Source organism: Polaribacter sp. (genome assembly GCF_049276715.1).
Classification (GTDB): domain Bacteria; phylum Bacteroidota; class Bacteroidia; order Flavobacteriales; family Flavobacteriaceae; genus Polaribacter.
The window spans coordinates 81,559-93,699 of the sequence record NZ_JBASWY010000009.1 but is presented as its reverse complement, the minus strand read 5'-3'; the positions used below and the strand labels follow the sequence as shown (position 1 = coordinate 93,699).

Genomic DNA, 12,141 nt, shown 5'->3' with positions numbered 1-12,141 from the left:
TAAAAATAGTATTATAAACTTAATACACTATTTTCTGCACCAGCGTAATCGCTCCAAGCAAAGCTATCAGCCTCTTGCTCGTTAACATATGTACCATCAACTAAATATCTAAACTCATGAGAAGCTCCAGATTCTAAATCTACAGTACCTTTAAAACTTCCATTTTTTAGTTTTTTAAGCGGAGTTGCTTTTTCATTCCATTCATTAAAACTTCCTACTACTGCAACTTTTTTTGCTTCTTCAGCATCTAAAGTAAATGTTACTTTACATACTGGTTTACTTTTCAAAAATTGTTTTTTAATCGCCATAATTATTGTATTAAAATTCGATGTAAAAGTATAATAGAATTTGAGAATAGACCAAAAAAATTAAGAATAATAGATAAGAATTATCAGTTTGATAAAATTGAATACTAAAATATTGATATTCCTAAATAAAGCGAATCAATAATTATTATAAATCTAATCTTAAAGAGGTTTCTTTTAGATTGATTTTCAGGCTTTTTCCTCCGAAAACGTATTCGGAAATCATAAAATATTTAGTAAAATCATTAAAAAACATCAAATCTCAAAACATTTCCACTAATTTTGCATCAAATAGTATTTAAAATATGATTACAATTATAGCAGCAATTGCCAAAAATAATGCTCTTGGTAAAAACAACGACTTAATTTGGCATTTACCAGCAGATTTAAAGCGTTTTAAAAAAACGACTACTGGGCATCATATTTTAATGGGTAGAAATACCTTCGAATCTATAGGGAAACCTTTGCCTAATAGAACTACAATAATTATTACTAGAAATAAAACCTATTCTAAAGAAGGTTGTTTGGTTGCGAATAGTCTAGAAGAAGCCCTAGAACTAGCCAAGGAAGATGCGCATGTTTTTATTATTGGTGGAGCTCAAATTTACAAATATGCACTCGATAATAATTATGCCGATTTTTTAGATATTACATTAGTTCATCATGAGTTTGAAGCAGATGCTTTCTTTCCAGAAATTGATGAAAATATTTGGCAACAAATTGAAATAGAAACTTTTTTAGCTGATGATAGCAACAAATTCGATTACAGTTTTGTGAGATATAAAAGAATTGCTAATTAACTCTACCACCTCTAAAACCACCATCTAAACTCATTCTGTACTTTTTTTGAGCAAACAAAAAATAGTTGAATAGTTTGTAATTTACATCATAACCATAATCTATATTTTGTTGATAGTCAATCATATTCTCATAAATGTTATGATCGAATTGACTAGGATTTAAAAACCTTTGATTCCAAGTAATTACCCAAGCTTTATTTCTAGATTCTAAATATTCTTGATTGTAAAACCCTACAGGTTGTGCAATAGCATTTAAATAATAAGTAAAACCTGGGTCTATAATTATAATTTCGTACTCTAAACTATCATTGGCAATAACAACTGGATCTTCTTTTTCTTCGGTTTTGTTATTTAATTGGGATGAACCACAAGCCCAGAAAAAAGTTCCGATGACGAATAGTAATAGTATTTGTTTTAAATGTTTCATAATACTTAAATATATTAAATTTCCTTCATTAATTCTAATTCAAAAGTACTATTGTATTGATTTAAAAAAAAACGGGAATGAGTGTAAACATCTTTTAAATGAGTAAATAAACATAAATGGTCAAAAATTATTCCAAAATATAGCGTTTTTTAATTCTTTAATATTAATTTTAAAACCTTAAAGGTTTATAAATGAGATATAAAATAATAGCACTTTTAATAATTTGTTTTTCACTTTCTTGCAATCAAAAAGAAGAAGAAAAAACAGTCTATTCAATTTTAAAAGAAAAAGATAGAGCCATTTTAAAGGATAAAATTTTAGAAGACAGATTTACAAATTTACTTCCAGAATTAATGGACAAAGCTAATATAGATATGTGGCTATTAATTTCTAGAGAATACAATGAAGACCCTATTTTAAAAACCATGTTGCCTGCAACTTGGTTAAATGCAAGAAGAAGAACCATTATTGTTTTTTACAGAAATAAAGAAAAAAATACCTTAGAAAGATTGGCAGTCGCAAGATATGATATTGGAAAAAGTATACAATCTGCTTGGGATAAAGAAAATGAACCCAATCAATGGAAAGCTTTGGCAGAAATTATAAAAGAAAGAAATCCACAGAAAATAGGCATAAATACATCCACACATTTTGCTTTGGCAGATGGTTTGGTAAAAACGGATTATGATGAATTAACCGAAAATTTACCAGAAGAATTAAGTTCAAAATTAGTATCTGCAGAAAAACTAGGAATTGCTTGGATAGAAACTAGAACCGAAATCGAACTTCAATTATTTAGAGATTTAGTAAAAATTACACACAATATTATTGATGAAGCTTTTTCTGATAAAACAATAATTCCAGGCTTAACAACTACAGAAGATTTGGTTTGGTTTCTGCGCCAAAAAGTAACAGATTTAGGTTTAGAAACTTGGTTTCATCCAACTATAGATGTTCAGAGAAATAACGAAGCTTTAAAATCTCATATCGAATCTTTTTCTAAAAGCAAAGAAGAGCAAATTATCCAAAAAGGAGATTTATTACATTGCGATTTTGGCATTACATATATTGGCTTAAATACAGATTGTCAGCAACATGCTTATGTTTTAAAAGATGATGAAACTGATGTTCCAGATTTCTTAAAAGATGCTTTTCAAAAAGGAAATAGAGTGCAAGACATCTTAACAAGCAATATGAAATCTGGCTTCACTGGAAACGAAATTTTAGCAGCATCTTTATCTCAAGGTAAAAATGAAGGTTTGCGTCCATCAATTTACACACATCCTTTAGGAAAATATGGGCACAGTGCAGGAACCACAATTGGCATGTGGGATTCCCAAAATGGAGTTCCTTTTAATGGCGATTATCCTTTACAGAAAAATACTGCTTATGCAATTGAATTGAATACGACTGTTTTTATAAAAGAGTGGAATAAAGACATCAGAATTATGTTAGAAGAAGCTGGTTTTTTTGGTGATGATACTTTCGAATATGTAAATGAAAGGCAAACAGCTATTAAGCCTATAAAAACACATTAATGAAACATCGATGTTTTTGGGTAACAGACAGTAAATTGTATCAAGAGTATCATGATTTTGAATGGGGAAATCCAGTTTATGATGATGAAACTTTGTTTGAGTTTCTAGTTTTAGAAACCTTTCAAGCTGGAGTAAGTTGGATTACTATTTTGAATAAAAGAGAAAATTTTAGAAAAGCTTTCGATAATTTTGATTACAAAAAAATAGCAAAATATCCAGAAAGTAAATTCAATGATTTAATGCAAGATGCAGGAATTATCAGAAATAAATTAAAGATAAGAAGCGCTATTTCAAACGCTCAATTATTTATGGATATTCAAAAAGAATTTGGTTCTTTTTCCAAATTTATTTGGAGTTATGTAGATGGAAAACCCATAATAAATACCTTTCATAAAAAAGAAGACGTACCAGCTACAACCGACATTTCAGATAAATTATCTAAAGATTTAAAAAAACGAGGATTTAAATTTACAGGCTCAACAGTTATGTATGCTTTTATGCAAGCAGTTGGAATGGCAAATGATCACACAACCAATTGTTTTAAATACCCAAATTAATGCTCATTTTACAAGTTCTTAAAAAAGATTTAAAACAGATAATATCTATTTTTAATAGAAAAATAGGATTATTTATTCTTTTCGTTTTTGTGCTTTTTTTTGATAGTAAATGGTTTGTAAGTAATGTTTTAAACTCTCAGGTTGTAATTAACATTTTAATGTTAGTAGGTTTTTTAGGGTTGTACTTTAGATCTGCACCAAGAGTCAAAGAATTAATGATTTATGCTGTAATTATAGGTTTTTTTGGAGAGTATCTATTCTCAAGGATTTTAGGAATGTATACCTATAGATTAGAAAATGTGCCTTTTTATGTACCAATAGGACATGCAGCTTTGTATGGTAGAATTTTTATGTTTAGCAAAGCGTCAATTGTAAGAAAACATCACAAAGCCATTGAGCAATTATTTGCATTTACAATAGCAATTTTTGCAACTATTTATCTTGTTTTTTTTACGGATGTTTTTGGTTTTGTAATGACAATTTGTGTTTTTTTACTTCTGTTAAAAAGACCAAAAGATAGATTGTTTTTTTACTCTATGTATATTTTAGTTGCCATTTTAGAAATTGGAGGCACCGCTTTTGGTTGTTGGAAATGGCCAAGTATCGCTTTTGGAGTTTTCGAATTTTTACCAAGTAACAATCCACCTAGTGGTATTAGTTTGTTTTACTTTTTACTAGATGTTGGTTGCTTTGTGCTATATACCCAAAGGCATAAAATTGCTTGGAGAAGGTTGAAAAATATTAGAAAATCTAAAGAAGTTAATTCCCAAAAATAAAACGAATAGCTATAAAAATGGCGATAATTAAGCCACCATAAATTGCTACTTTTTTACCTGCGTTTTTGTAATATCTCTCATGATTTTTAATGTCTTTTTTATAGCTCCAAACTATTAAAGTACCAAAAGCTATCACAAAAAATATGATAAAAATAATTCTACCAGTAGAAAAAAATGCACTTAAAAACATGTTATAAATTCTTTATAAGTTTTGAATTATTCGAATTTAGATAGCTATTACAGAACCTAAATTTTCTATATATTGTTGCTTGCAAAATTACGAATAAAAGTAAGAAAGACATCTCTAAAAAGAAGAAAAACAATACAATGAAAAATAAAATAGCAGCAGTACATGCGTTTCACACAGCATTCAAATTAAATATTCAAAACCAACCTACTGTAAATATTTCTGAGGATAGAAAACAACTACGTTTTGAGTTGATGAAAGAAGAAAATGAAGAGTATTTAGAAGCTGCAAAAAATAACGATTTGGTAGAAGTTGCAGATGCTTTAGGAGATATGCTATACATACTTTGTGGCACCATTATAGAGCATGGAATGCAAGACAAAATAGAAGAGGTTTTTAATGAAATTCAACGTTCTAACATGAGTAAATTAGATGAAGATGGCAAACCCATTTACAGAGAAGATGGTAAGGTTTTAAAAGGACCCAATTATTTTAGACCTAATATTGCAGAGATTTTGGATAAGTAAATTTTTGGGATTTCGTGATTTAAAATCGCTTTAATGTATTATATTCAGACGTTAACGAAGTTAGCGTTTTTAAATTCACAAACAAACCAAATTACTTTTCTCTAAACAATTCAGAAAAAATATCAAACAAAACCGTTTTTAAATCACTTTGCATGGAATTCTTTTCTGCATATTTTTGATTGATTTCAACCTCAATACCAACATAATTTTCTGCAAATTTTGTTCGTAGATAACTCGTAAAACCATCTGCTTTTCCTAAATAAGGATAGTTGTAACGAACTATTAAATCATTATTTTTAGATAAAATATCATCTTTTAAAACAGTTGCAATTTGCTTTTCTTGAGGCAATCTAGAATCATACAACAAACCAATATCACAATTTCTTTCAACATTATTTAAAATGGGTGTAAACGAATGTATAGAAAGATGAATGACCAACTCATTTTGGTTGATATACTTTCTAATTTCGTTTTCAACTGTATTTCTGTAAGGTAAATAGTGAGTAGAAATCAACTCATTTTTTTCTGATAAAGAAAGCTTCTTTGTAAATTCTGAAAATAAATTTGGATGATGTAAAGAACGATTCAGTTCTATTAACAACCTGCTAATAGTACTAGAATGTTCGAAATTTGCCAAAGGTTTTAAATAATTAAAAACATCTAAAGCACCTAAATCGAAACCACGATGTGTATCTAAAACAACTTGATGACTCTTAAAATAGGAACCATATTTTTTTGGAATTTCATTTCCTCCATGTTCACAGGTGAGTATTAGTTTCACTTTGTAAAAAGTTCGTTATTTTGCAAACAATTTGCTAATTTTTGATAGGCTTCTAACAAATCTTTTTCAGTAAAATCTATTGGCAAAGCATTCTCAATTCGAGTTGCCAAAGTTCCTTCTTTTAAAATAATTTCTAAAGCTTCTTGATACTGTTTATGAATGTTCGATTTTACCAAATTATATAAATGCTTCCAAACATCCTGTATACTGCAAGTTCCTTTTAAACCAAATAATTGCAAATAATCTAAATTAATAATTTCCGTTTTTTCTGCATTTATAATAGCACTATTTAAAATGACAAACAAAGGTTCTTTATTCCATGTTTTTTGAGCAGATAAACTGCTTAATTTTTCGCTTACTAAAAGTTTTAAAACTTCAATAATTAATGAGCAAATAGCAACGTCTGCTTTTGGACATTCTTGAATATCGACCAAACGAATTTCGATGGCATTTCTATCAAAACGAGAAATGGCTCCTCTAGAATTTAAAAAGTGATGATCTAGAATGTTATTGGTGTCAAAAGGTTTTATGGCTTTTTGAATCGGTTCAAAAACAGTTTTATAATACTCTTTTTTGGTAAAAACATTTTCAGGAATTACCAAACCTGTCATTTCTGGAATTTCTTTTTGATTGTTTTTATAATATTCTAAACGTGTGTCTTTAAAACCTGTTTTTTTGCCTTCTAAAATTGGAGAGCTTGCACACAAGCCAGGAATTAAAGGCAATAAAATACGAATGGCAGCATGTAGTTTTTCAAACTCTTCATCATTAAAAAAAGGAAGATTTATATGAGTACTTTGTACATTACTCCATCCATGTCCTTTGCAATTAAAAATCCTGTTATACAACTCATACACCTCACTGTAACTGTGTTTCCAAAGTTGTGTATCTGTATTCGGATTCATTAAAGGATGACTTGCTGTTGGCAATAATTGAGCATCAAAACCATCTAATAAGCCATTAATTTCTAATACATTTTGATGAAAATTTGAAGCTAAATTCTCTAAATCAGAAGTGGGTCCATTTGTTTTTAGTTCAACCACATGTGCCACCAATTCATTACTCCAGGCAATGGCTCCATTTTCAATATCAGAAGTTAAAGAACCATTTTTTTTAGTCAATAGTTCATCAACAATTGGCATAACTTTTAATGTTGATTTTTTAACCAACATGTATTCTAACTCAATGCCATAAACTTCAAATAAGTGATATTTTTTGCCCATAATTACTCTAATCTTTGTTTAAAAGCGTTTAATATTTGTGTGTAAATGGCATCACCATAAAATGCATCTTCTACACCAAAATCGATGTTTGGATTGTCGTTAATTTCTATAACCATTGGTTTTTTATCAACTACTTTAATGTCTATTCCATACAAACCTTTGCCCATTAATTTGGCAGATTTTAATGCCATATTAATTACCTTTTTAGGCACTTTGTCTATAGGTAAACAATCTGCATTACCATCTTGGTCGTCTTTCTTTTTTGCTTTCCAATTATAAATTTGCCAATGACCTTTGGCCATGTAATATTTGCATGCAAAAAAAGGAACATCATCTATAATTCCAATTCGCCAATCGTAATCTGATGGACAAAATTCTTGCGCAATTATTAAATCTGATTCCTTTAACATATCATCCACCAAAGTGTCATATTCTTCTTGGGTTTTTGCTTTTTTTACACCAAAAGAAAAGGTAGAATCTGGTGCTTTTAAAACACATGGTAAACCAACTTGGTCAATAACAGAATTTCTATTTTCTTTGTGAACAATAATTGTTTTTGGGGTAGCAATATTGGCATTGTTTAAGGCTTCAGCCATATAAACTTTGTTGCAACATTTTAATATAGCATCTGGATAATCGATTAATGCTATACTTTCTTGCTGTGCTTTTCTAGCAAATTCGTAGGCTTCATTATTAACTTCTGTGCTTTGTCTTATAAATAAAGCATCAAAAGAAGTTAATCTGCTTAAATCTTTTGGTTCTATAATTTCTGCATAAATATTCATTTTTTCGGCTACTTCAATCAACCTTTTTAATGCTTTTTGGTTGCTTGGAGGTGCAGGGTCATTAGGGTTTACTAAAATTGCCAAATCAAAATCTGAAGCAGTTAATTTTGGAGTGTCGTATCTTTTTTTAGCAAAATATTGATTTGCAAATTCGTTAACACTATCAAAATGTTCTTTAGGAATTTCGGATTCTGCAATGGCTCTAATACTTTGTATGTTCCATTTTGTGGTATGCTTAAAAGTAACTCTTAATAAAGGCACTTGAAAATGCTTATAAAAAAGAGCGCTTAATTCTTTGTATTTCTGTGCTACATTTTGTCCAAAATAAATGCTTAAAGTAAAGTCTTGCGATTTTATGTTTTTCAAGCTATTTTGAATCACATCTTCAAATTCTTCAGAAACAATTCTAACTAGTTTTAATGCTTTTAAATCTACAATATTTTTCACTGTAGGTATTGCTAAATGTCCTCTAGCTTCTGCCAACAGAGAAACATAATATCCTTTGGATTGATAGCTATAATCTTTGCATAAATTAAAGATTCTAGCTTATTTTAAAAAGGAATATTTAGGATTAGTTAAATATGCTTGAGATGAAATTACTTGGATATTTTCGATCGAAAAATTCCATTTTTCAACTTGATTTACAATAATGTATTTATTCATTTTATGTGCAATGCAATTGCTTATTTTTATTGTAAAATTATACAATTTTTGATTGCAAACAACAGATTCAATTTTAAAATTATATTATATTTTTTGTAAAAAAAACTTACTTTTCTGATACCAAACTAAGCGTACTTTTTTTTAAATTTTTGCCAGTTACAGTGACTTCAATTTTACCTGGTTCTTTAGTTGATTGAACTAAAACTACTAATTTACCACTAAATAATTTCATTGTTGGTAAATGAAACAATTCTAAAGAAGTTGCATCTCCATTACAAACGGCTCTAAAAGCACCAGAACCTTTTATTTCAAAATCTAATTGATCTGTAGCTGTTGGGCAAGGAATTCCGTTTTTATCAACAACAGAAACTGTTACAAAACTAATGTCTTCGCCATTTGCTTTTATCGTTTTTCTATCAGGATTAAGAACAATTTTATAAGGCTTACCAGCAGTTTTTATCTCTTTTTCTGCTGCAGGTTTTCCAATTTTATCATAAGCAATCACTTTTAAAGTTCCAGGTTCGTAAACAACATCCATCCACATTAAACGATATCTTTCTTGTGGATTTCCAGATGTTGTTTTGGTTTGAATTCCCATACTTTTTCCATTCACAAATAATTCTGCACTTTCATAATTAGTGTAAACAAAAACAGGTGTTTTTTCTTTTTCACGTCCTTGCCAATTCCAATGAGGTAAAATATGGAGTGTTTTTTCTTCTTTGTTCCATCTACTTTTGTATAAATAAAAACGGTCTTTTGGAATTCCAGCTAAATCAATCATCCCAAAATAAGAACTTCTAGAAGGCCATTTTTCGTCATAAGGGGTTGGTTCTCCTAAATAATCGAAACCTGTCCAAACAAATTCACCAATCACCCAAGGTTTATCATCTTGTAAAATAAAATCATCTTCAGGTAAATTAGACCAGCTACAATATTCTAAATCGTAAGAAGAAGACTGAAAATCGTCATATTGTTTCATTACCCCTTGTGCCACAGGAAATTTATAAATCCCTCTAGAGCTTACTGTAGAAGCCGTCTCTGAACCCAATAAAAAACCTTGAGGAAAACGCTCATTTGCTTCTTCATACAAATGCACTCTGTAGTTTAATCCAGGGACATCCATAATAGCTCCAAAACCAGAGGCCATCACTGCTTTAACTTGATCCATACCAACAGTTACTGGTCTTGTTGGGTCTTCTCTATGAAAAATATCTTGCAACCATTTTGCTCTTTTTACACCTTCTGAACCCCATTGATCTGGCACTTCATTTCCAGAACTCCATAGTACAATTGATGGATGATTTCTTGCGGCTCTTACTAAATTTACAATATCTCTTTCTGCATAATCATCAAAAAATCGATTGTAACCATTTTTAACTTTTGGCTTTTTCCATTCGTCAAAACTTTCTGCAAGAAACATAAAACCCATTTCATCACACAACTCTAACTGCTCTAAAGAAGGCATATTATGTGAACTTCGAATCGCATTTACACCCATTTCTTTTAAAATGGTGAGTTGTCTTTTTAATGCTGATGTGTTAATGGCAGTTCCTAAAGGACCTAAATCGTGATGCAAACAAACGCCTTTAAATTTTGTAATTTCTCCATTTAAACTAAACCCTTTTTTAGGTTCAAATTTTATTTCTCTAATTCCGAATTTGGTCGATAATTCATCTTTTAAAACAGCATCTACAAATAATTGAGTTTTAGCTGTATATAAATATGGATTTTCTGGACACCATAAATTAGGGTTTTTTAATGCTAAATTCTCATCAAATTCATTTTTGAAAATTTTGGAAGTTTCATTTGTAGCAACAATTTCATTTTGTTGATTGTAAATTGTAGTAACTAATTTTCCTTCATCAATATTTACTTGCGTTTTGATATTTACTTTTGCGAATTCTTTGGTAGCAATTGGAGTTGTGATAAAAGTTCCCCAATGATTTATGTTTTCTTTTTCTTTAAAAGTTAAGGTTACTTTTCTATACAAACCAGCTCCTGGATACCATCTTGAAGCAAATTCTTCATTATGTAATTTTACCGCCAAAACATTTTCTCCAGAAATAACATCATCAGAAATATCGAAATAAAAATAACTATAGCCATATTTCCATTCTCCAATTTTTTTTCCGTTTAAAAAAACTTCAGGTTCGCTCATTGCTCCATCAAACTGTAGTATAATTTGTTTGTTTATATCTGTTTTGTTTATGATAAATTTAGTACGATACCAAGCAGTTCCTATATGAGGTAAGGAACCCGTTCTTCCCGTTTTTTCTGTTGCTGTTTTCTCTCCATTCTGAGTAATCGCAACCACTTGTTTGTCTATTTCTTTATCAAAAGGCCCAAAAATTGCCCAATCATGAGGTACAGAAACTTTTTCCCATTTCGAATCGTCATAATTCGTTTTAGAAGCATTTTCATTTTGCCCCTTTTTAAAAGTCCAATTTTCAGATAATTGAATAACTTTTCTTTGTTGAGAGTTGCTATTTAAATACATTATAGAGGCTAAGATGACAAAGAAAGAAGTTTTGTGAATTTTCATATACTTGAAAAAATAGATTTATAGTTGATAAATATCTCCTTCATTTGCAAATCGAAAACCCTGTTTTTCAATTTCTTTTCGTTCTTTACTATTTTCTTGCAAAGTAGGATTTGTATGATTAAAATGAATAAAAATCACTTTATTTTTGGTTTCTAAAGATTCATCAAGAAATAATTTTACTGTTTCCGCAATAAAAGGATGAGGCACTTCTGTCATAGCTCTCTTTACTTCACTTTGATTGAAAAAAGTGGCGTCTAAAAATGCATAATCTACTTTTTTAACTTCTTCAATAATGTTCTTTTTCCATTTGTCCCATTTATCAATATCAGGAATAAATAATGCCAATTTTTTACTTCCCTCAATTTTATAACCTACAGTTTCAGAAAACTCATCTCTGTGAGGCACTAAAAAAGGAGTTACTTTTAATTTATTATTTAAAATAATAGTTGAATCGTTTTGCAATTTTTTAAGTTGAATGTTTTGCAAAGAAACCAACTGACTCCAAGGTCCATTATTTGTTAGAAAGTCTCTCATTTTTGGCATCGTAAAAACGGGAATATCTTTTTTACCATAAGCTTCTCTGCCAAAATACATGAGACCTGTGTAATGCCCAATATGTGCGTGGGTTAAAAAAACACCATCAATAATTGTGGAGGTTTTAAGATGATTTTGTTCTAATTCAGCTAACTGAGTATGTAAGTCTGGAGTTGCTTCAAACAACCATTTTTGTTTATTTTCGGTATCAACCAAACCCAAAGAAACAACGTTTTTTCTTTTGTTTTTACCATTATAAAAATTGGCACAACATTCTTTTTGACAGCCAATATGTGGATAACCCCCATCTTGTGCAATTCCTAAAACAGTAATGTATTGATTTGATTTAGAATTAGTTATTACCAATTTTTCTTTTGCACAAGCGATAACTAATAGAAATACAAGAACACAAGAAATAAGTCTTTTAAAGAAAAGCATTAATACAAATTAAAATCGTATGTAAAATACAAAAAAAAAGCATCAAAATGAATTGATG

12 protein-coding genes and 1 pseudogene are annotated in these 12,141 nt (G+C 29.5%); 5 read left to right on the top strand and 8 right to left on the bottom strand.

The window, feature by feature from the left end; all coding sequences use genetic code 11:
- Positions 1-11 precede the first annotated feature (11 nt).
- Positions 12-308 carry an isoamylase early set domain-containing protein gene (locus WAO74_RS02600; RefSeq protein ID WP_422159429.1) on the bottom strand — a complete coding sequence of 99 codons (297 nt, stop codon included), beginning with the start codon at positions 306-308 and terminating at the stop codon, positions 12-14.
- 302 nt (positions 309-610) lie between these two features.
- Here WAO74_RS02600 and WAO74_RS02595 point away from each other — a divergent pair, with 302 nt between their 5' ends.
- Complete coding sequence (locus WAO74_RS02595; RefSeq protein WP_422159427.1) at positions 611-1,105, top strand: dihydrofolate reductase; 495 nt, start codon at positions 611-613, stop codon at positions 1,103-1,105.
- Here the strand turns inward: WAO74_RS02595 and WAO74_RS02590 are convergent.
- Positions 1,098-1,532, bottom strand: coding sequence for a DUF6146 family protein (locus tag WAO74_RS02590; RefSeq protein WP_422159425.1), 435 nt, complete (start codon positions 1,530-1,532; stop codon positions 1,098-1,100). The two genes, WAO74_RS02595 and WAO74_RS02590, sit on opposite strands and share 8 nt — an antisense overlap.
- A 191-nt stretch (positions 1,533-1,723) precedes the next feature.
- Between WAO74_RS02590 and WAO74_RS02585 the strand changes: the two genes are divergently transcribed.
- The 3 genes from WAO74_RS02585 to WAO74_RS02575 are packed head-to-tail and all read left to right on the top strand — an operon-like array spanning position 1,724 to position 4,403.
- Positions 1,724-3,070: a M24 family metallopeptidase gene (locus WAO74_RS02585; RefSeq protein ID WP_422159423.1), complete on the top strand. Its 1,347-nt coding sequence runs from the start codon at positions 1,724-1,726 to the stop codon at positions 3,068-3,070.
- A complete protein-coding gene (locus WAO74_RS02580; protein ID WP_422159422.1) occupies positions 3,070-3,627 on the top strand; it encodes a DNA-3-methyladenine glycosylase I in 558 nt (185 codons plus the stop codon). Before WAO74_RS02585 ends, WAO74_RS02580 begins: the two co-directional genes overlap by 1 nt.
- Positions 3,627-4,403 carry a hypothetical protein gene (locus WAO74_RS02575; protein ID WP_422159420.1) on the top strand — a complete coding sequence of 259 codons (777 nt, stop codon included), beginning with the start codon at positions 3,627-3,629 and terminating at the stop codon, positions 4,401-4,403. Before WAO74_RS02580 ends, WAO74_RS02575 begins: the two co-directional genes overlap by 1 nt.
- Here WAO74_RS02575 and WAO74_RS02570 read toward each other — a convergent pair.
- Positions 4,387-4,593 carry a hypothetical protein gene (locus tag WAO74_RS02570; protein ID WP_422159419.1) on the bottom strand — a complete coding sequence of 69 codons (207 nt, stop codon included), beginning with the start codon at positions 4,591-4,593 and terminating at the stop codon, positions 4,387-4,389. The genes WAO74_RS02575 and WAO74_RS02570 overlap by 17 nt on opposite strands.
- A 137-nt stretch (positions 4,594-4,730) precedes the next feature.
- On the opposite strand from WAO74_RS02570, the gene WAO74_RS02565 reads away from it, so the two are divergent.
- A complete protein-coding gene (locus tag WAO74_RS02565) occupies positions 4,731-5,117 on the top strand; it encodes a hypothetical protein (protein ID WP_422159417.1) in 387 nt (128 codons plus the stop codon).
- 91 nt (positions 5,118-5,208) lie between these two features.
- On the opposite strand, the gene WAO74_RS02560 is transcribed toward WAO74_RS02565, so the two are convergent.
- The 5 genes and pseudogenes from WAO74_RS02560 to WAO74_RS02540 form a co-directional block, all read right to left on the bottom strand.
- Positions 5,209-5,898: an N-formylglutamate amidohydrolase gene (locus WAO74_RS02560; protein WP_422159415.1), complete on the bottom strand. Its 690-nt coding sequence runs from the start codon at positions 5,896-5,898 to the stop codon at positions 5,209-5,211.
- A complete protein-coding gene (locus WAO74_RS02555; RefSeq protein WP_422159413.1) occupies positions 5,895-7,121 on the bottom strand; it encodes a glutamate-cysteine ligase family protein in 1,227 nt (408 codons plus the stop codon). Before WAO74_RS02555 ends, WAO74_RS02560 begins: the two co-directional genes overlap by 4 nt.
- A 2-nt stretch (positions 7,122-7,123) precedes the next feature.
- A pseudogene (locus tag WAO74_RS02550) lies at positions 7,124-8,569 on the bottom strand (RimK family protein).
- A 106-nt stretch (positions 8,570-8,675) separates the two neighbouring features.
- Positions 8,676-11,111, bottom strand: a complete 2,436-nt coding sequence (locus tag WAO74_RS02545) for a DUF4982 domain-containing protein (protein ID WP_422159411.1) — start codon at positions 11,109-11,111, stop codon at positions 8,676-8,678.
- Between the two features lie 18 nt (positions 11,112-11,129).
- Complete coding sequence (locus tag WAO74_RS02540; protein WP_422159409.1) at positions 11,130-12,083, bottom strand: MBL fold metallo-hydrolase; 954 nt, start codon at positions 12,081-12,083, stop codon at positions 11,130-11,132.
- Between the last annotated feature and the right edge of the window lie 58 nt (positions 12,084-12,141).

Excerpts from the sequence above, each read along its gene's own strand:
- WAO74_RS02600 (WP_422159429.1), bottom strand. The coding sequence starts at position 308 with ATGGCGATTAAAAAACAATTTTTGAAAAGTAAACCAGTATGTAAAGTA.
- WAO74_RS02595 (WP_422159427.1), top strand. The coding sequence starts at position 611 with ATGATTACAATTATAGCAGCAATTGCCAAAAATAATGCTCTTGGTAAA.
- WAO74_RS02590 (WP_422159425.1), bottom strand. The coding sequence starts at position 1,532 with ATGAAACATTTAAAACAAATACTATTACTATTCGTCATCGGAACTTTT.
- WAO74_RS02585 (WP_422159423.1), top strand. The coding sequence starts at position 1,724 with ATGAGATATAAAATAATAGCACTTTTAATAATTTGTTTTTCACTTTCT.
- WAO74_RS02580 (WP_422159422.1), top strand. The coding sequence starts at position 3,070 with ATGAAACATCGATGTTTTTGGGTAACAGACAGTAAATTGTATCAAGAG.
- WAO74_RS02575 (WP_422159420.1), top strand. The coding sequence starts at position 3,627 with ATGCTCATTTTACAAGTTCTTAAAAAAGATTTAAAACAGATAATATCT.
- WAO74_RS02570 (WP_422159419.1), bottom strand. The coding sequence starts at position 4,593 with ATGTTTTTAAGTGCATTTTTTTCTACTGGTAGAATTATTTTTATCATA.
- WAO74_RS02565 (WP_422159417.1), top strand. The coding sequence starts at position 4,731 with ATGAAAAATAAAATAGCAGCAGTACATGCGTTTCACACAGCATTCAAA.
- WAO74_RS02555 (WP_422159413.1), bottom strand. The coding sequence starts at position 7,121 with ATGGGCAAAAAATATCACTTATTTGAAGTTTATGGCATTGAGTTAGAA.
- WAO74_RS02545 (WP_422159411.1), bottom strand. The coding sequence starts at position 11,111 with ATGAAAATTCACAAAACTTCTTTCTTTGTCATCTTAGCCTCTATAATG.
- WAO74_RS02540 (WP_422159409.1), bottom strand. The coding sequence starts at position 12,083 with ATGCTTTTCTTTAAAAGACTTATTTCTTGTGTTCTTGTATTTCTATTA.